Source organism: Aromatoleum toluvorans (assembly GCF_012910905.1).
GTDB lineage: Bacteria > Pseudomonadota > Gammaproteobacteria > Burkholderiales > Rhodocyclaceae > Aromatoleum > Aromatoleum toluvorans.
On record NZ_WTVN01000001.1, the window covers coordinates 1 to 18,792 of the forward strand.

The following is an 18,792-nucleotide window of genomic DNA, read 5'->3' on the forward strand; positions in this document are numbered from 1 at the left end:
TCCCCGCCCATCTGGGTGTTGGGCAGCATGGCCGGGCCGCTGTACATGGCCATGGCATGGCAGCCGATCCCGCCGGCGGCAATGCTGCCTTCCGTGGTACGGGTGCCCGAGTTGTGGGGGCAGCCGGAGCAGAAATAGGGGGATCGAGCCGCCTCGGCGGGCGCCAGCGCGGCGGCCCAGGTCAGCTCGTCGGCCAGTTGGCGGGCGCGCTCAGCCACACCCACCGACTCCACCCCGAGGCGACGCAGGCGCTCGGCGATCACCACCGCGATCTGGATAGGCTCCAGCTGGACGTCGGAGGGGATCATGAAGGCCCCGTCCTCGTCCTGCTTGCCCACCACCAGGGGCGCGCCGGGACGACCGTAAAGCAGCGCCTTGGCCTGGGCCTCGGTAAAGCCCTCCTTCTCCTCCACGAAGAGCAGTTCTCGCTGGCCCGCGGCAAACTCGAACAGTCCCTCGGGTTCGACCGGGTACATGCAGCCCAGCTTATAGAAGGAAATGCCCAAGGCGGCCGCAGCGGTCTCGTCCAGCCCCAGGAGCTGCAGGGCCTGGATCACATCCTGCACCGCCTTGCCGGTGGCCACGATGCCCAGCACGCGCCGGGGGGCGGCGATGCGAACCTGGTCGATGCCATTGGCGCGGACAAACTTGGCGACCAGGGGCCAGCGGTAGCGCTTGGCCACCACTTCCGACTGCTGGCGGTCCAGGTGGGTGGGATGGTTGTGGAGTCCGCCGGGAGGCAGTTCCCCCCGATCCGGTTCGACCGACGCCGGGGTGGCAACGCCCCTTGCCTCCACGGTCATGGTCTGCTCCAGCACCTCGTTGCAGAGCTTGAAGCCGGTGTAGAGGCCGGTATAGCGGGACATCGCGAAGCCGAGGAGGCCCAGGTCCAGCACGTCCTGGACATTGGACGGCGCGAGGACGGGCATGCCCGCGTGCATCAAGGCCATTTCGCTTTGATGGGCCAGGGTGGAGGACTTGCCGGAGTGGTCGTCTCCCGCCACGACCAGCACGCCGCCATGGGGATGCGTGCCGGCGATGTTGCCGTGCCTGAGGGCGTCGCCGGAGCGATCCACGCCGGGCCCCTTGCCGTACCAGATGGCGAAGACACCGTCCTTGTTGGCTTGCGGCGTGGTGGCCAGCATCTGGGTGCCCCACACGGCGGTCGCGGCGAGGTCCTCATTGACCCCGGGCTGGAACAGGATGTCCTGCTGTTCCAGCAGTTCGCGGACCCGCCACAACTCCTGGTCGTAGCCCCCCAGCGGCGAACCGCGATAGCCGGAGATGAAGCCGGCGGTGTTGAGCCCGGCCTGCCGGTCGAGCGCCCGCTGGATCAAGGGCACCCGGACGAGGGCCTGGGTGCCAGTCATCATCACGGTGCCGGTTTCGAGGGTGTACTTGTCTTCAAGCTTTACGTCGCGCATGGCAGTTCCAATCAGGGGCATCAAGGGCGTTTGGGGGTCACGCGGGGCGATACACGGCGTTCTTCTCCGCCAGGTAGTCGGAGAACGCCTCGTCGAAGGCGGCCAGCACCACCCGGGCGCTGTCCCGCTGCGCCATTCGAGCCGACCAGCCGGAGAGCCCGTCCACCTGCGCCAGGAGGGACTCCCCGTACACGAAGCGGCTCAGCCGCTCGGCGATGTCCAGGCAGTAGAAGGCGAAGAGATCGGCGTAGGTCAGGGCCGGACCAAGGAGGAAGGGCCCGGGGGCAACCAGCTGGCGCAGAGCCCGCATCGCACGGGCGAGGACCGGGCGCGCGGCGGCGACCGTCGCCTCGCTGTTGCTGCCACCCATGAATACCCCGGGGAACAGGGAGCGGGCCGGCACCTCCACGTACATCTGGACCACGTTGATCGTCTGGCGGACCTTGGCCCGCTCGAAGGGATCCCGCGGGTGCAGCCGAGGCTCGGGCAGCACGTCCTCCAGGAATTCGAGGATCGCCACCGTTTCGGCGATGCAGCCCCGCGGGGTTTCCAGGAAGGGGATCTTCCCCATCGGGCTCAATTCGAGGAATTCCGGCTCCTGGCTGGCGCGCCGGGTAATCACTTCGAATTCCACACCCTTTTCCAGCAGGGCGGCGCGCGCGATATTGAAGTAATTGCTCACCGCATAGCCGTGAAGGCGGAGGTGCGATTGGGCGGGAAATTGGACGTTGTTCACGGTCGGCTGTCCGTCATCAGCTTTGCGCGGCCGGTTCCAGATCGAAGATCTTTCCCGGATTGAGAATCGAATGGGGATCCAGCGCACGCTTGATGATCTGCATCACGAACCGCTCATCCCGGCTGCGGCTGATCGGGAACCAGGCCTTCTTCTCCAGCCCGATGCCGTGCTCGGCGGAAACCGAACCGGCATACCCCGCCAGCGGCTCGTACACGCAGGCTTCCACGGTCTCCCGGTCCTCCGGCCCGCCGGCGCCGATGGCGATGTGGAGGTTGCCGTCCCCGACGTGGCCGAGAAAGGCGATCGCACCGGCCGACCAGCGGGCCGCCAGCCGGGCCTTGACCTGCGCCATGTAGCCCTCCATCGCCCCAACAGGAACGGAGATGTCGAAGGCGTAGAAGGGACGAAAGTCCCGCACCACGTGCTCCAGATCTTCCCGGATGGCCCAGATGGCGTCCCGCTCCCGCTCGGAACGGGCGATCACCGCATCGCTCGCCAGGCCGCGCTCGAACGCGGTTTCGAGGGCCTGCTCGAACAGCTCGGAATCCCGCGCCTGATTGGCCCCCAAGGCTTCGATGATCGCGTAGTAGGGCTTGTCCGTCGGCAGGGGCGGGGTGTGGCGCCCTTCCTTCGTGTTCAGGGTGTAGAAGCTGTTGTCCAGCATCTCGAAGGCGCTGAGCTGGCCGCCCAGAGCGCCATCCATATGACGAAGCAGGCCGGCGATCTGCTCGAAGCGATCGGCGCACACCATGGCCGTGTTGCTGCTCGACGGCCGCTCCCGCAGCCGCAGGACCAGGCGGGTGATGACGCCCAGTGTTCCCTCGCTGCCGATGAAGAGTTGCTTGAGGTCGTAGCCGGTGTTGTTCTTGATCATCCGATTGAGGGAGGACACGACCCGGCCGTCCGCCAGCACCGCTTCGACCCCCAGAACCTGCTCCCGCATCATCCCGTAGCGGATCACTCGCACGCCGCCGGCGTTGGTCGAGGCATTGCCCCCGAGCTGGCAGGAGCCCCGGCCTCCCAGGTCCAGGGCGAAGATCAGGCCGTCCTGCTCCAGCCGGTCCTGGAAAGCCTCGAGCACGACTCCCGCCTGGACCGTCGCGGTCCGGTTCGCCAGGTCGATTTCCTCGATGGCGTTCATCCGCTCCAGGGAGAGGATCAAATCTCCGCGACGGCTTTGCGTGGCCCGCACCCAACCCGACATCCCCCCCTGTACCACGACCGGCTGACGGGCCTCATGGCAAAGGCGCAGGACTTGGGAAACCTGGGCCGTAGTGGACGGCCGGACCAGGATGGAGGCCTCGATGCGGGACATGAAGACGCCGGGATTGCGGGCATGCACATCGTCCCCGGTCAGGATCCCTTCACTACCCACGATATCCCGCAGCCTGGAAATGAACTCGCGGTCGATGACTTCCCGTTCCATGCCACTCACCTCTTCTTGTGCGGCGCGCGAGGCGCCTTCGTCTCTCTGTCCGTATTGCCGGGACCCCGCCCGCCTGCTCCACTGCCGGAATCGGGCCGACGTTTCATGGGGCCTATTCTTCGTATTCCACACAGGCGATTCGATGGCACCTCGGCGGCCGAAAATGCAATTCGTGCCAAAATCGGCCATCCGGAGTCGGGGACCAGCAACTCGATGTGCAGGCTGAAAAAACGAAAATCCCGCCGGCGGCGGGATCTTTTGAACTGCTGGGCACGGGGCGGAATGCCCGTGGCGGATACCGCGCTCAACGGCCTTGGAACTGAGGTCGGCGGCGTTCGAAGAAAGCCGCAACCCCCTCGCGGAAGTCCGGGCCCGCGGCGCATGCACGGAATTGGTCGTGCTCGCTTGCCAACTGGGCAGCGTAGTCCCGGTTGCCCGCCTCCCGCAGCAGGCGCTTGACTCCGCCATATGCGAAGCTTGGACCGGCTGCGAGACGTGCGACGAGGAGGTCAGTTTCTTCCGCCAGGCGCTCCGTGGGCACCACCCGCGCTATGAGTCCGAGGGCAGCCGCTTCGTCGGCGGAAATGCTGCGATTGGTATAAGCCAGCTCCATTGCGCGCTGCAAGCCCACCTGCCGGACCAGATGCCAGGAACCACCGCCGTCGATGGTGGTGGCGATGCCCAGATAGGCCAGGCAAAATCGGGCATCCTGGGCGGCGAGGGTCAGGTCGCAACCCACGGCCAGACTGAAGCCGGCCCCGGCGACCGCCCCATGGACACTACCGATCACCGGCACCGGCAAGGCGGCCAGGATTTCCAGAGCGGCGTGGAGCGGGCGGATGATGGCCGAGGCCAAACCCGCCGGATCCTCCGTGGTGCTGAAAGCCGCCAGGTCGCCACCTGCCATGAAGGCGCGGCCGTTGCCCGCGAGCACCACCACCCTGACATCGTCCCGCTGCTGGAGTGCCCGACAGTGCGCCAGCAGGCATTCGGACGTCGCCACGTCCACCGCGTTGAGGGCCTCGGGGCGATCGAAGATCAAGCGCGCCACCCCATCCGATACCACCAGGTTCACTGGCTCCATCCGCTTCTCCATGCTTGCAGACAGGCGCGGTCAGGCGGCCGCCAGGGACTTCAGGGGGGTGGCACCGTCCGCCAGGAGGGGCGGTTCCACCTTCATGCGCGCCTTCACGAGCGCCTTGCCCTGCACGTAGTCGCGCACGATATTGACGCAATCTAGAGCGATCACCGCCCCGTCCTTCAGATATACGATCGAGAAGGAGCGGGTCGCCGGATCGCCGCGAACCACGGTCTCGTCATAGCCGGTCGACAGCCCCACCGTCTGAAGCCGCAGGTCGAACTGGTCGGACCAGAACCAGGGCACCGCGTCGTAGGCCTCCGGCTGGCCGGTGAGGAACTTGGCCACCACCTTTGCCTGATCGTTGGCGTTCTGTACCGATTCCAGACGGATCGGCGCGGCGCTGGCCGCGTAGGGGTTGCGATGGGCGGCGCAGTCGCCCACGGCGAAGACGTCCGGAAGAGCCGTGCGGCAGTACTCGTCCACCTCTACGCCGTTGGCAGGAGGCAACCCGGCCGCCACCAGGGGCTCCACCGCCGGAACGATGCCGATCCCGACGATCACCATGTCGGCGGGCAGCAGGGAGCCGTCCACCAGGCGCACCCCCGTGACGCGGCCGTCCTCGCCTTCCAGACGTTCCACAGCCACCGACAGCCGCACGTCCACCCCGCGGGCCCGGTGCTCCGCCTCGTAGAAGCGGGACAGGGCCTCCCCCGCCACCCGGGCCAGGACCCGATCCTGGGCCTCCAGCACGGTCACCGACTTGCCGAGTTTGGTCAGCACGGACGCGGCTTCCAGGCCGATGTAGCCGCCACCGACAACCACCACGCGCTTCGTGCGGTCCAACCCCGCCATCATCCGATCCACGTCCGCACGGGTACGGACGGAATGCACTCCTTGAAGGTCGTGACCCGGGCAACTCAGCTTGCGGGGCGCTCCCCCGGTCGCCCATATCAGGGACCCGTACCCGAATTCCTCTCCACTGGCGGTTCGCACCCGGTGGGCCTTTGCATCCACCGCGACTACCCGCCGGCCCGGCACGACCTCGATTCCTTGCTCTGCCCAGAAGGAGAGAGGACGCAGCGCCAGGCGATCGAAGGTCTTTTCGCCGGACAGATAGTCCTTCGACAGAGGCGGACGTTCGTACGGATGCTCCGGCTCATCGCCAAACATGGCCACCGAGCCCTTGAAGTTCTGCTGCCGCAGGAGGGAAGCCACCTGCGCCCCGGCGTGGCCGGCCCCGACGATCAAAACGTCCCAGTGTTGCATTCTGCTACTCCCGTTTGGCAAATGATTGATGGATAGGCGAAAGGTCTTCAGTCCTCGGGAGCAATCTTTACCCGGAGACCGTCCATCGTCTCTTTGAAAACGATCTGGCAGGCCAGTCGGGACGTGGGACTGCGGTGTTCCGAGTTATCCAGCAGATCGTGCTCGTCCGAACCCATCGGGTCCAGGCGGTCCACGAAGGCCGGGTCGATGATCACGTGGCAGGTGGAGCAGGAGCATGTCCCGCCGCACAGGGCGAGGATCTCGCCCACTCCGCCCTCGCGCATGACTTCCATCAGGTTCCGGGAAAACTCCGCCTTCAACGTCGTTTCCACGCCTGCCCGGTTCTCGACAAGAATCGTTCCCATATCGCACTCATTTATTTGATCAAGCGTTCATCTCGGAACGTGCTCCCCGCGGGGAGACAGCGTTCAGCCATAAAAGCCTTGCCCCGCGACAACACGCTCGCGCAGGCTGGGCGAAACCTGAAAGCGCGGCCCGAACCACGCCGCCAGGTCGTCCGCCCGGGTTACGAAGGCTTCCATTCCTTCCATCTCGACAAAGGAAACCGGTCCTCCCGTCCAGGCAGGGAAACCGGCGCTCACCGCAATGGCATCGGCTTCCAGGGGATCGGATACCAGGCCTTCGTCTAGAGCCTGCAGCGCCGCCAGAACCTGGGCGTAGAGCAGGCGCTGCTCGACGCTGCCGGCCTCGGCCAGGTCGAAATCCGCCGCGCTGCCGTTCGCCACCGTCTCGCCGGCACCTTCGGATCGAACGGCGACCTGGGCGCAAAGTCTGTTCAGGACGGTTTCCGGTACGTCCTCCTGCGCCAAGGCCTTGCATTCCCGCGCCACCGCCAACCGCAGGCGCTCCAACAAGGGGGCCGGATCGTCCCGGTGCGGGCGCTTAGCCAGCTTCTGACGCGACAGGAAGAAGGTGCGCACCATCGCCCGGGACCGCGCGGACCTGGCCGTATTGAAGAAGTAACGGGCCTCGATCCGCAGGCCGGAGTCGATCGGCACCTGCGTGCCTTCGTAGACGCACTTCAGGATGTTGCCAGTGGCCGGAAGCCGGTCGCCCCCATCCGCCAGCCGTGCCGCCATGGCCGGCGCGAAGTCGCGATAACCGTCACTGCCCTGGGCGCCGCCGCCGGGCACGCGGAAGCCCTTTTCGTCCCAGGGTGCGACCGCCCCCGGGTGCTCCAGCACCCAGCGGCGGGCCATCTCCAGCAGCTCGCCGGCGGGAGCGGTGGCATGCACCACGCCGCTGCTCAAAGCGTCGGCCAAGCCGATGGGCTTGCCGTCCAGCAGATGCGGCAGCGTGGCCGAGACGCCCATGATGCGCGGCAGGCGCTGAGTCCCGCCGGCGCCCGGCAGCAAGCCGACCCCGGCTTCAGGGAAGGCCAGACGCAGAGTGGGGTCATCCACCGCCACCCGGTAGTGGCACGCCAGGGCAAGCTCCAGGCCGCCCCCCAAGGCCATCCCGGCGATCACCGCCGCCACCGGCTTGCCGCAGGTTTCGAGGGCGCGGACGCGCCGCGACCAGCTGCCGGCATCAGCCACCCCCGCCTTCAGTTCCTCCTGACTGCGGGCCTCACTCCAGCGGGCCATGCTATCCACCAACTCGGCGAGATCGGCTCCGGCGCAAAAGCCGCTGGCCTTGCCCGACACCAGCACCGCGCCGCGGATCGCCGGATCGGCGCGCAGGGTTTCCACCACCTCGTCGAACTCCCGCTGCACCTCGTCGGAGATCACGTTCATGCCCTTGCCACGCACGTCGAAGCGAACCACCGCTACGCCCTGTCCGTCCACATCGATCGAAAAGTTGTTCATGATTCAGGCCTCAAACACGCTCAATGACGGTGGCGGTACCCATTCCGGCACCCACGCACAGGTTCACCAGGGCCGTGCCCTTGCCGGTGCGCTCCAGTTCGTCCAGGGCTATGCCCAGGATCATCGCGCCGGTAGCGCCGAGGGGATGGCCCATCGCGATGGCGCCGCCATTGACGTTCACCTTTGCCGGATCGAGGTTCAGAACCTGGAGGTAGCGCAGCACTACCGAGGCGAAGGCCTCGTTGAGCTCGAACAGATCGATGTCCCCGACCGTCATGCCCAAGCGGTCCAGCACCTTGCGGGTGGCCACAGCCGGCCCGGTCAGCATAATGGTGGGCTCGGAACCCACCGAAGCCGCCCCCAGGATGCGGGCGCGGGGCTTGAGGCCGATAGCCTCCCCGGCCTCCCGCGAGCCGATCAGCACTGCCGCCGCCCCGTCCACGATCCCCGACGAATTCCCGCCGTGATGGACGTGGTTAATCTGGCTGACCTGGGGGTAGCGGCGCAGCGCTGCGGCGTCGTAGCCCGACGCCCCCATGGCGAGGAATGCCGGCTTCAGTCCCGCCAAGGTTTCCAGGCTGGTCTGGGGACGGATGGCTTCATCACGGTCCAGCAGCACCACTCCGGCTTGATCGGTCACCGGCACCACCGAACGCGCAAAACGTCCTTCCGCCCACGCCAGGGCGGCGCGACGATGGCTTTCCACCGCATAGGCATCGACGTCCTGCCGGTCGAAGCCGTAAAGGGTCGCGATCAGATCGGCCCCGATACCTTGGGGCGCATAGCAATGATCGAAGGCGAAGCTCGGGTCCACCATCATGGCCCCGCCGTCGGCAGCCAAGGGCACGCGGGACATGGACTCGACACCACCGGCCACCACGAAACGCGCTTCGCCACTGGCGACCTTGCCGGCGGCCATGTTGCAGGCCTCCAGGCCGGATGCGCAGAAGCGGTTTACATGCACTCCAGGCGTGGTGACGTCGTAACCGGCCACCAGCGCCGCGATGCGGGCGATGTCGCTGCCCTGCTCTCCCACCGGCATCACACAGCCAAGGATTACGTCGTCCACCAGGCGCGTATCCAGCCCGTTGCGATCCCGGATGGCGCCCAGCACTTGGGCGGCCAGGGCCAGCGGGGTGAGCTCGTGCAGCGCCCCGTCGGGGCGGCCCCGCCCTCGGGGAGTGCGGACCGCATCGAAGATATAGGCGCCGGTACTCATCGCGGTGCCAGCCTGATGGCGCCGTCCAGCCGCACGGCTTCACCATTGATGTAGCGGTTGCTGACCATGAAGGCCACCAGATCCGCATATTCGGCAGGATCGCCGAGACGCCGGGGGAACGGCACACCGGCCGCCAGCGGCTCGCGGACCGCATCAGGCAGGGATGCCATCATGGGGGTATTGAAGAGTCCGGGCAGGATGGTGTTCACCCGGATACCTTCGGTCATGAAGTCCCGCGCCACGGGCAGGGTCATGCCCAGCACGCCGGCCTTCGATGCGGCGTAGGCGGCCTGCCCTATCTGGCCGTCCTGGGCCGCCACGCTCGCGGTATTGACGATCACCCCCCGCTCGCCGTCGACCAGCGGTTCGGCGTCCATCATGCCGGCGGCGGACTGGGCCATGCAGCGGAAGGTGCCCAGCAGATTGATCTGCACCACCCGCTCGAAGTCCGCCATCGGAAAGATCTTGACCTCACCACTCTTGCGGTCCCGGGCGGCGGTCTTGACACCGGTGACGATGCCGGCGCAATTCACCAGGATCCGCTCCTGGCCGTTGACCTTCCGCGCACGGGCGAAGCCCGCTGCAACCGATTCGTCGGAACTGACGTCCACCTTGCAGAACACCGCCCCCAGTTCCCCGGCGAGGATCTCTCCCCGCTGCCCGTTCATGTCGAAGATCGCGACCTTGGCCCCCTCGGCCGAAAGGCGTCGCACCACCGCTTCCCCCAGACCCGAAGCGCCGCCCGTCACCACGGCTGAAATCCCTGCTCCAAGCTTCATCGATACGCCCCTCGCAATATGCACTTTGGAAATCCCTTGCTCCGGTACCGGAGGCCCGGGCTTGGTAGTAAATGTGCCCGTCCGCACCGCTGCGAGACAGAACCCAAGGTGCCAGCAGCTAACATTTCATGCCAATAATGCGAATCACCCGGAGAAGCCTGCTCGGATTCGCCCGGCACAAAAAAAATCGGACGGCCGCCGGAAACCCGCCTTTCGGCGAACCCCGGACGAACCGCCCGCAAAGTGGAGAGTTCGGATCAGTTCTGGACGTAGGCAACCTGGGTGTGAGTGAACTCGTACAGGCCGTGCTTGCCGTCGGCACCACCGATACCGGACCGCCGAACGCCGGCATGGAAACCCTGGATCGCCTCGAAGTTCTCGCGGTTCACATAGGTTTCGCCGTACTTCAGGCTGTTCATGGCCTTGAAGGCCGCCCCTAGGTTGGTGGTGAAAATGGAAGACGTCAGGCCGTATTCGCTGTCGTTGGCGCGGGCGATGGCTTCATCGAGGTCGTCCACCGGGTCCACCAGCACCACCGGCCCGAAGATTTCCCGCTGGAGAAGCTGCATGTCCGGACGGGTACGTGTCACCAGCGTCGGCTGGAAGAAGCAGCCGCTGCCGACCGCCGAACCTTCACCGCCCGCCAGGATCTCGGCGCCCTTGGCCCGGGCGTCGGCGACCATGGCGCCGATCCGCTCCACGGCCGCGCGGTTGATGACCGGCCCCATTTCCACCGGCGTCGTGCCAAGGGGATCGCCGTACACCACCGAGCGCAGGCCCGCCGCCAGCTTGTCGCAGAACTCGGCATAGACTTTGCGCTCGACATACACCCGCTCCGCACAGTTGCAGGCCTGGCCGCTGTTGAGGGCCTTGGCGCCGCGGACCGCCGCCACGGCCAAGTCCAAATTGGCATCAGCGAGCACAATGGCCGGGGCCTTGCCGCCCAGTTCCAGGCTCACCTTGGTGATGTTGCGCGCGGCACTGGTCATGATTGCCGAACCCGCCGCGGAGCTACCGGTGAAGCTCACCATGTCCACGTAGCGATGCCCAACGAGGGACTGGCCCACCGTCCTGCCGAGCCCCCCCACCAGGTTGAACACACCCGGGGGCAGCCCCGCCTCATGAGCGATCCGGGCAAATTCGTAGGCGCAGTAGGGCGTCTCCTCGCTCGGCTTGACGACGATCGTGTTGCCCGTCACCAGGGCTGGCGCTACCTTGCGGGCGACCATGAAGAAGGGAAAGTTCCAGGGAAGGATCCCCGCCACCACGCCCAGTGGCCGGCGAAACAGGAAGATGTTCTCGCCCTTGCGGTCGCTGGTGATGACCTCGCCTTCGATCCGGCGCCCCCACTCGGCGTTGTAATCGAGGTATTCGGCCGTGATGAACACCTCCATCTCCGCCAGCGGCAGCACCTTTCCCTGCTCCAGCGCCACCACGCGGGCGAGCTCGGGCAACCGCGCGCGTATCAGCTGGGCCATCTTGCGCAGGTAGTTGCCCCGTTCGTTGGCCGGGATTGCGGCCCAGCCGTCCTGGGCCGCCCGCGCGGCGGCCACGGCCTCCTCGGCCAGGCCCTCACCGCCGTCGCTGACGGCGCCGATCTCTCTCTCGTTTGCGGGATTGAACACCGGGATGCTTGCCGATGGCCCCGACACGAATCGTCCGCCCAGGTAATGCTGAAAATTCAGTTCCAAATTAGCCATCAAGTCCTTCCTCCGATTTCTGTGAATTCCGTCCGGACACGCCGCTCCCGAAGGAAATCGGGCACCCGGGCATTAACCGTCAGGTGATGACGACCCACCTCGTCCACGCTGGCGCAACCGATCAGCGCCAGGGTTCGTTCCGTTTCCTTGCGCAATAAGGTCAGCGCCCGTGCCACCCCGGCTTTGCCGAAGGCCGACAAGCTGTACAGGTAGGGGCGCCCGATCATGCACGCGCGGGCCCCCATCGCCAGGGCCTTGACCACGTGGCTGCCACGCCGGACGCCGCCGTCCATCACCACCTCGAGCCGATCCCCCACCGCATCGACGATGTCGGCCACCAGGTCGATGGTGGCCGAGCCGCCATCCAGCTGACGGCCGCCGTGGTTCGAGACGATGATTCCTGCAACACCGCAGGCGGCTGCATTGCGCGCATCCTCCACCGACTGCAGCCCCTTCACGACGAAGGGCTTGCCCCAGTAGGCCATCAGCCGCTCGAGGCGCGACCAGGTGATGTTCTGTTCCATCTTGCTGGCGAAGTAGGCCGCCAGGCTCCCCAGATCGCCGCCGCTTGCGGCTGGCACGTTGGGCAGGCCGACTCCACCCGCGGCCAGATAGCGCAGGCACCAGGCCGGTCGCTGGACGAAGTGGCGCAGGTTGCGCCGGTTCAGGCGGGGCGGCACCGTCAGTCCGGTACGGTGGTCCCGTTCCCGGTTGCCGGCCACGATGGTGTCAACGGTCACGCAGATGGCATCGAAGTTCGCCGCTTTGCACCGATCGATCAGGCCGAAATTGAGCGCATCGTCGTTCAGCAAGTAGAGCTGGAAGATCTTGGGTCCCTGCGTCGCCGCCCCCACTTCCTCGATGCTGCTCGTAGCCATGGTGGAAAGTGCGTAGGCCGTCCCCGCCGCCGCTGCCGCCTCGGCCACCCCCACCTCGCCGTCGGGATGGAATACCCTGGTGAGGCCCGTGGGGGCCAGCATCAGGGGCCATTGCAGCTCGCAGCCGAACACCGTTCGGCGCATGTCGATCGCGCGGATATCGCGCAGGTAGCGCGGAATCAGGTGGTACTGCTCGAAGGCCGCAGTATTCGCCCGCTTCGTCACCTCGTCGTCGGCACCGCCGTCGATGTAATGAAAGACGGGGCCGGGCAATACGTCCCGCGCCGCACTCTCAAAATCGACCACGTTCAAACAGTCCTCGAGTCGCCTCATTGTCGGGCCCCGCTTCAGTCCTTCAACGAACCTTGAACCGCACCGGCAAGGTGTGCGGACCGCGGGCGAAGTAGGAGTCGATCCAATGCACGTGATCCGACACCGGGCTCAATTCGGCGAAGCGCCGGAACACGACCTCCAGCGCCACCTTGGCTTCCATGCGGGTCAGGTAGCTACCCAGGCAGAAGTGGGGCCCCTGACCGAAGGACATCAGCGGCGACTCGATGCGGCGGTCGATGTCGAACACCTCCCCGTTGGGGAAGCGGGTCTCGTCCCGGTTGGCGGAAGCCAGTAGCGGAATCATCGTGGAACCCTTGGGAATCTTCACCCCGCCCAGTTCGGTATCCTTGGTCGCGTGGCGGAAGATCATCTGGACCGGGGGGTTGTAGCGGAGCACCTCCTCGAGCAGCGGGCCGATCAGCGACGGATCCTGACGCACCCGCGCGTACACCTCGGGATGGCGATCGAGCTCCACCAAGGTATTGCCGAGCAGGTTGGTGGTGGTTTCCACCCCGCCGATGAGGAGCAGCACCGACATCTGGAGAACTTCGGAACGGGTCAGCTTCTCCCCATTCACCTCGGCCTGGATGAAGGCCGAGATCAGGTCCGGACCGGGATTGGCGGCGCGCAGGTCGTACAGTTCCTCGAAGAAGGCGCGCAGCGAGTCGCGGCTATTGGCGATGTGGGCCAACCGCTCGGGGCTATAGGCCAGCCGGTTCGCGGCGGAGAGGATGTCATCCACCCACACCTTGAACTCTGCCCGCCGCTCGGTGGGCACCCCTAGGAATTCGGCGATCACGGTTACCGGAAACAGGGCGGTGAATTCCCAGGCCCAGTCGAATTGGCCTTCCTGTCCATGCTTCGCGATGATGTCATCCACCAGGGCGTTCGCGATCTCGCCGGCGCGGTTTTGGAGTTGGGCCACCTTCGAAGGCGTGAAGGCCTTGGTGGTGAGCTTGCGCAGGTGGGTGTGGTTCGGCGGGTCCATGGAGATCATGGGAGGCACTTCCGGCACCGGATCGTATTCGCCGAGAAGCTCGGGCCAGAACTTGGTCGAAGTGTAGGTGGCGGGATCCTTGAGCATGGCATCCACATCGTCATAGCCCGCGACCGCGAATGCCTTCATGTTCTCGAGCCAGATGATGGGCTGCTCCCGGCGCATCTTCTCGTAATACGGATAGGGACTCTGCTTCACCTCCGGGTCCAGGGGATCGTACTTCTTCCCGGATTTTGCATCGGGGCGCATCTCATGTTTTTGTGCGGCACTCTCGATCATGATTTTCTCCTCCTGACCTGTTTGAAGTCCGACCCCGGCCTCGCCGATTTCCTTCCGGAAGGTTGCGCGGACTCGATGTGTTGAATGGCAGGGCGAGATTAGGCCTGCCCCCTTGGGCCCCGAAGAGCCGAACGTGCCAACGGCAAACAAGCCGTGACAAATCAAGGCAGCTGACTACCTTTTCTGCTCCGCCACACCCCGCGAAATCGAAGTTGTCACGATCAGCCACGCCATGACTTCCAATGCAGTGGAGTCCGCTTGAGGGACGGGCTAAAACTCTGCTCGCTGCAACGCACGGCATTTGACGATTCCGATATTTCGAGGAGACAACCATGCATATCCTTTATGGCCATCAGGTTCGCGACGAGCACATGTCCCGCGAACAGCAGGAGTTCGCCCGCAGGCTGCGCGGCGGCACTTCCCCCTCCATCCACGGTGAATCCGCGATGGCAGGCGGCCGCCCGCGCAAGAATTTCGCCTCCGCTCAGGACTGGGTGACCGCCTTCTTCGAAAAGGGCGCTGATGAGGTGCTGGGTTACTACGCCGACGATTTCGTCTGGGAAGACATCGAATTTGCCCAGACCATCACGACCAAGGAAGAGCTCTACAAGGCCTTCGTGGTGTTCAACAATTCCGGTCCCGACTCACCGTTCGGCGTACACCTCTTCGAGATGATCAGCTACGACGGCGGCACTGCGCCCAGGGGCAGCAAGCCCGAAACGCGCAAGGACGGCGTGCCCGCGGGCTGGAACGCCAAGGACTATCACCGTCTGGCGGACAACATCCTGATCGGCTCGGATTTTGAGTACGACGAGTGGGGCTACATGCAGTGGGTCTGGAAAGCCACTCACAATTCGGACTTCTTCGGCATTCCCGCCGCCGGCAAGACCACTGTCACCCGGGGCACCACGACCCAGTTCTACCGCGACGGGAAGATCGTTCGCTGCCGCACACACTGGAATTTCCGCGAATTCGCGATGCAGCTGGGCGTCATCCCGGCCCCCGACGAAAGCTGGCGCAACAATCCGGAGTTGGTCCGCTGAGCCGGGAGACGAGCATGCGCTATTCCATTCTCGGACGCAGCGGCCTGCGGGTCTCCCGACTGTGCCTGGGGTCCATGACCTTCGGCCCCGGCGCCGACTGGTCCCGTCCCGAAGGAGACGTCCGCGCGGTGTTCGACGCTTACGTGGAGGCCGGAGGCAACTTCATCGACACGGCCAACATGTACACCGGCGGCGAGAGCGAACGCATCGTCGGCCGGCTGGTTGCCCCCGAGCGGGAGCGATTCGTCGTCGCCACCAAATATGCGAACGCGACTCCCGGCAGCGGCAATCCCAACGCGGCGGGCATGCACCGCAAGAGCCTGCGGCAGTCCCTGGACGAGAGCCTGAAGCGGCTCAACCTGGACTACATCGACCTTTACATCGTGCACTGGTGGGATTTCACCACGCCGGTGGAAGAGGTTCAGCGGGCTCTGGACGACGCGGTACGGGCCGGAAAGATCCTGCATGTGGGTTTGTCGGACGTGCCAGCCTGGGTGGTATCCCGGGCCCAGACCTTTCATGAGCTGCGGGGCCTGGCACCGGTGAGCTGCATGCAGCTCGAGTACAGCCTGGTGCAGCGCTCGATCGAGCGGGAACACTTGCCGCTGGCCAAGACATACGGGATGGGCGTAACCGCCTGGTCGCCGCTGGCAGGCGGCATCCTCAGCGGAAAGTACACTCGCCCCCGGCGCGCCGACGGGCCGGTGCGGCTCGACTCCATGCAGCTGCAGGCCCTAACCGAGCGCAATCGGGAAATCGCCCTGGCGGTGGACTCGGTCGCGGACCGGCTGGAGGTGGCGTCCTCCCAGGTGGCCCTGGCCTGGATCATGTCGCGGGGCGTGATCCCCATCGTGGGGGCGACCACCGCCGCGCAGATGCGGGAAAACATGCGGGCCGCCGACCTGCGTCTGGACGACGCCTCCCTCGCCATACTGGACAAGGCCAGCACCTTCGATCCAGGCCACCCCTACAACATGCTGGAATGGGACATGTCCATGTCGCTGGGCTACGGCGGAATGTTCGAGCAGATCGACGTCCCCCACTTTCCCTTATCCCGCTAGGCACGTTCATTTCGTACTTGAAAGGAGATCATTCATGTGTACTTTCCATCGGGTTTGCTCTGTCGCCGAGTTGCAGAGCAAGGGGCAGCTCGGCGCTGAAGTGGGCAATCAGAAGCTCGCGCTTTTCAAAGTCGGCGAAGACTTCGTCGCCACCAACGGCCTGTGCCCGCACGCCAACGGCCCGCTAGAGGAAGGAGAGCTGGACGGCACGACCATCAGCTGCCCCTGGCACGGCTGGACCTTCGACCTGACCACCGGCGTATCGCCGGACGACCCCTGCATGATGCTGCAGCGCTACGAGGTCAAGGTGGAAGGGGACGACGTGCTGGTGGGACTATAGAGCGACCCGTAACGACAAGAAGAGAGGGGCGGATCCTGCGATCCGCCCCCTCTCCTTTGCCCCCTTGCAGCCCCGCCATGCCGGTGACGGGCTGCCGGGTGACAGAGGCTAACCCGCAGGCATCACGCCCCGCAAAGCAACGCCCACATCCCCCGCCACGTGCTGCACCACCAAAGTCCGATGGACGATCCGCCAACCCTGCGGACGTCGCTCCAGGCTATCCTGGTACTCGCCCCACACCGTCATCGTATGCCCGGCATGGGGGCCGATACCGCCATGGGTGGCCTGAAGGTAACAGCTGGACCGCGCCGTGCTGCCCTGGAGCTCTATCCGGATGTTGGTGATCATGTGCTGCGTCGGGCCGCAGGCCCCGAGAAAATCCTGCACCACGGCAACGATCGCCTCGCGCCCCTCGAACACCCCGATGCCTCGGTAGTCGGTCACCGCGTCGGTGCTGAACACCTCTTCCAGGCCCGCCCAGTTCCGCTCGTCCAGCGCTGTGGCATAAGCCAGCAGCACCCCCTCGACGTTCTTCTGCTCCAGCAGCACTTCCAGTTTCACGATGTCACTCCTGTCTCCATGTCGCAGGTAGACGCGGGCGCGACCCCGTAGATCGCTTCCAGCACCGGGGTACTGCGCTGGTTCTCCGCTCCGGCGGCCGCAATCGTGTTCATCACACTGAACCCACGGAGACCGAGATGCGTGGGGCGTCCGCCGCGCACCATCTGGAAACGGCCCCGCACCTCATACGCGTGCAGCTTCCCCAGCGTGTCCAGCTGGCTCGGGGAAATCCGCCCCAAGCCCTGATTGACCAGTTCCACGACCCGGCTACCCGGCTCCCCCGTCAGCTGGAGCACGATGTCGAAAGCGGTGGCGGATGTCTGCCGGTTTTCGACGCCGGTCGTACACCACAGGCTCGGATCGCCGGATGCCAGGGCATGGGTGCGCAGCTTGCGGATCCCCTCCTCTTCTGCCAGGGCCGGAATCAGACCGGCCTCCAGGCTTGCGGCAAACTCGTCAGGCGAGCAGCCCTTGCGACGCCCCAGCAGCAGGAACAGGGTGGCGTTGGCCGCCGTGCTCACGGTTGCATCGGACTCCGCGCGCCCCCGGCACACATGCGTCCGGCTCGCCCCCGGCGCCAGGTTGTAGAGCAAGGAAGTCCGGAAGACGTATTGCTCGTCCCCCTGGATATGAGCGGCTACCGTGCTGGACGCGAGCCCAGCCCGATCCTCCTCCGCATTGAGGATCACTTCCGCGATCCCGTGGATGCGCGTGCCCGACGGCACCGCCGTGGACACCCCCTCGGGCAGGTTCAGCCATCGTTGCATGGCTCGGCCGAGGTGGAACTGGGTGTAGGCCTCGAATCCCGGGATGCGGGCGGCAAGAATGCCGTGCACATCGCGCCAATAGGCGCTGAACAATTCGGGCGACAGGCCATTCTTCCTCGTCAGCAGGGCGATGGTTGTCACCTGGCTCGCGGGCCCCACCTCCGGGTTATTCACGCTGCGCATAGGAAGCCCCCATCCACCTGGGTGATGGTGCCGGTCAGGTAGGCACCGGCGCGCGAACACAGGAAGATCACCATGCCCCCCAGGTCCTCTGCGGTCCCGAGCCGATGAGCCGGGATCTTCCCGATCACCGCCTGCTTCAGGTCCGGGACAGCCTCGAAGAAACCTGCAGTCATGTCGCTCGGGAAAAATCCGGGCGCAATGGCATTCACATTGATGTTGCTGGCTCGCAGGTCCGACGCGAGCATCCGGGTCAGCTGGTGCACGGCCGCCTTGCTGCACCCGTAGGCGTAGGCGCCATTGCTCTGGGGCATCAGGCCACCGATGGAGCCGATGTTGATGATCCGGGCCGGATCCGCGCCGGAGGCCCGGGCGGTCAGGAGCGGCATTAGCGCCTGTACCAACAGGAAGGGCGTACGCAGGTTGAGGGCCATCAGGCTGTCCCAGTCCTCCGCCTTGACTGAAGCGATGTCGGCCGCGTTGAAGCTCCCGGCATTGTTCACCAGGATGTCCACCGCGCCGGCTCGGCGCCCGAGTTCCGCCGCCAGGACCTCGATTTGGGCGGGGCTGGCCAGGTCATGCTGAAGATAGGTGCACGACCCATGGGCCGCCATCCGCCGGGCAAAGGTTTCCCCGGCGTCCCGCGAGCGGCCGGTGACGAACACCCGGCAACCCGCCCGCACCAGCGATTCGGCAATGAAGGCACCAACCCCCTTCGCGCCGCCGGTGACCAGCGCCGTCTTGTCGGCCACCGAAAACAGTTCTTCGTAAATATTCATGTTCGCTCAGACCCATCCGCACTGGAAAATGAAGGTCGGGAGCCGGTCTGCTCCACGACAAGCCGCCCCGGCCGACGCTGGCGTCGTCGGGGCAAGAGCCATTCCGAGCCGGCC

Annotated in this window: 17 protein-coding genes and 1 pseudogene; 3 read left to right on the forward strand and 15 right to left on the reverse strand. The window is 65.7% G+C overall.

What is annotated here, in order from left to right:
• From GPA22_RS00005 to GPA22_RS00060, 12 genes and pseudogenes are all read right to left on the reverse strand, one after another.
• A pseudogene (locus GPA22_RS00005) lies at window positions 1–1,424 on the reverse strand (indolepyruvate ferredoxin oxidoreductase family protein); the annotation flags it as partial.
• Between the two features lie 37 nt (window positions 1,425–1,461).
• Window positions 1,462–2,160, reverse strand: coding sequence for a glutathione S-transferase N-terminal domain-containing protein (locus GPA22_RS23000; RefSeq protein ID WP_169254054.1), 699 nt, complete (start codon window positions 2,158–2,160; stop codon window positions 1,462–1,464).
• Between the two features lie 16 nt (window positions 2,161–2,176).
• Complete coding sequence (locus GPA22_RS00015) at window positions 2,177–3,586, reverse strand: FAD-binding oxidoreductase (RefSeq protein ID WP_169254055.1); 1,410 nt, start codon at window positions 3,584–3,586, stop codon at window positions 2,177–2,179.
• Window positions 3,587–3,890: 304 nt separating this feature from the next.
• The gene (locus tag GPA22_RS00020) at window positions 3,891–4,670 is read right to left on the reverse strand and encodes an enoyl-CoA hydratase/isomerase family protein (protein WP_169254057.1); all 780 of its coding nucleotides are present in this window, start codon (window positions 4,668–4,670) and stop codon (window positions 3,891–3,893) included.
• A 30-nt stretch (window positions 4,671–4,700) separates the two neighbouring features.
• On the reverse strand, window positions 4,701–5,933 hold the full coding sequence (locus tag GPA22_RS00025) for an NAD(P)/FAD-dependent oxidoreductase (RefSeq protein ID WP_169254058.1): 1,233 nt from the start codon (window positions 5,931–5,933) through the stop codon (window positions 4,701–4,703).
• 47 nt (window positions 5,934–5,980) lie between these two features.
• Window positions 5,981–6,298, reverse strand: a complete 318-nt coding sequence (locus GPA22_RS00030) for a 2Fe-2S iron-sulfur cluster-binding protein (protein ID WP_169254060.1) — start codon at window positions 6,296–6,298, stop codon at window positions 5,981–5,983.
• 63 nt (window positions 6,299–6,361) lie between these two features.
• Window positions 6,362–7,762, reverse strand: coding sequence for an enoyl-CoA hydratase-related protein (locus GPA22_RS00035; protein WP_169254061.1), 1,401 nt, complete (start codon window positions 7,760–7,762; stop codon window positions 6,362–6,364).
• 10 nt (window positions 7,763–7,772) lie between these two features.
• A complete protein-coding gene (locus GPA22_RS00040) occupies window positions 7,773–8,981 on the reverse strand; it encodes an acetyl-CoA C-acetyltransferase (RefSeq protein WP_169254063.1) in 1,209 nt (402 codons plus the stop codon).
• Window positions 8,978–9,760 carry an SDR family oxidoreductase gene (locus GPA22_RS00045; protein ID WP_169254064.1) on the reverse strand — a complete coding sequence of 261 codons (783 nt, stop codon included), beginning with the start codon at window positions 9,758–9,760 and terminating at the stop codon, window positions 8,978–8,980. Before GPA22_RS00045 ends, GPA22_RS00040 begins: the two co-directional genes overlap by 4 nt.
• A 257-nt stretch (window positions 9,761–10,017) precedes the next feature.
• Window positions 10,018–11,460, reverse strand: a complete 1,443-nt coding sequence (gene aldA / locus GPA22_RS00050; protein ID WP_169254065.1) for an aldehyde dehydrogenase — start codon at window positions 11,458–11,460, stop codon at window positions 10,018–10,020.
• Window positions 11,460–12,644 (reverse strand): alpha-hydroxy acid oxidase, encoded by a 1,185-nt coding sequence (locus tag GPA22_RS00055; protein ID WP_343035925.1) that lies wholly within the window; start codon window positions 12,642–12,644, stop codon window positions 11,460–11,462. Before GPA22_RS00055 ends, aldA begins: the two co-directional genes overlap by 1 nt.
• A gap of 49 nt (window positions 12,645–12,693) precedes the next feature.
• The gene (locus tag GPA22_RS00060) at window positions 12,694–13,947 is read right to left on the reverse strand and encodes a cytochrome P450 (protein WP_169254069.1); all 1,254 of its coding nucleotides are present in this window, start codon (window positions 13,945–13,947) and stop codon (window positions 12,694–12,696) included.
• A gap of 332 nt (window positions 13,948–14,279) precedes the next feature.
• Here GPA22_RS00060 and GPA22_RS00065 point away from each other — a divergent pair, with 332 nt between their 5' ends.
• Genes GPA22_RS00065 through GPA22_RS00075 form a run of 3 tightly spaced genes read left to right on the forward strand, consistent with a single transcriptional unit; the run spans window position 14,280 to window position 16,391 of the window.
• On the forward strand, window positions 14,280–14,990 hold the full coding sequence (locus GPA22_RS00065) for an ester cyclase (protein WP_169254071.1): 711 nt from the start codon (window positions 14,280–14,282) through the stop codon (window positions 14,988–14,990).
• A gap of 14 nt (window positions 14,991–15,004) precedes the next feature.
• Entirely contained in the window at window positions 15,005–16,051 is a 1,047-nt protein-coding gene (locus GPA22_RS00070) for an aldo/keto reductase (protein ID WP_169254072.1), read from the forward strand.
• Between the two features lie 34 nt (window positions 16,052–16,085).
• Entirely contained in the window at window positions 16,086–16,391 is a 306-nt protein-coding gene (locus tag GPA22_RS00075; protein ID WP_169254075.1) for a Rieske (2Fe-2S) protein, read from the forward strand.
• A 108-nt stretch (window positions 16,392–16,499) separates the two neighbouring features.
• Here GPA22_RS00075 and GPA22_RS00080 read toward each other — a convergent pair whose 3' ends face one another.
• From GPA22_RS00080 to GPA22_RS00090, 3 genes are read right to left on the reverse strand one after another with little or no spacing between them, the layout of a single operon-like run.
• On the reverse strand, window positions 16,500–16,952 hold the full coding sequence (locus GPA22_RS00080) for a nuclear transport factor 2 family protein (RefSeq protein ID WP_169254076.1): 453 nt from the start codon (window positions 16,950–16,952) through the stop codon (window positions 16,500–16,502).
• Window positions 16,949–17,902, reverse strand: coding sequence for an EthD domain-containing protein (locus GPA22_RS00085; protein ID WP_169254077.1), 954 nt, complete (start codon window positions 17,900–17,902; stop codon window positions 16,949–16,951). The genes GPA22_RS00080 and GPA22_RS00085 overlap by 4 nt, the downstream gene beginning before the upstream one ends.
• Window positions 17,890–18,678 (reverse strand): SDR family oxidoreductase, encoded by a 789-nt coding sequence (locus GPA22_RS00090; protein ID WP_169254079.1) that lies wholly within the window; start codon window positions 18,676–18,678, stop codon window positions 17,890–17,892. The genes GPA22_RS00085 and GPA22_RS00090 overlap by 13 nt, the downstream gene beginning before the upstream one ends.
• Window positions 18,679–18,792 lie beyond the last annotated feature (114 nt).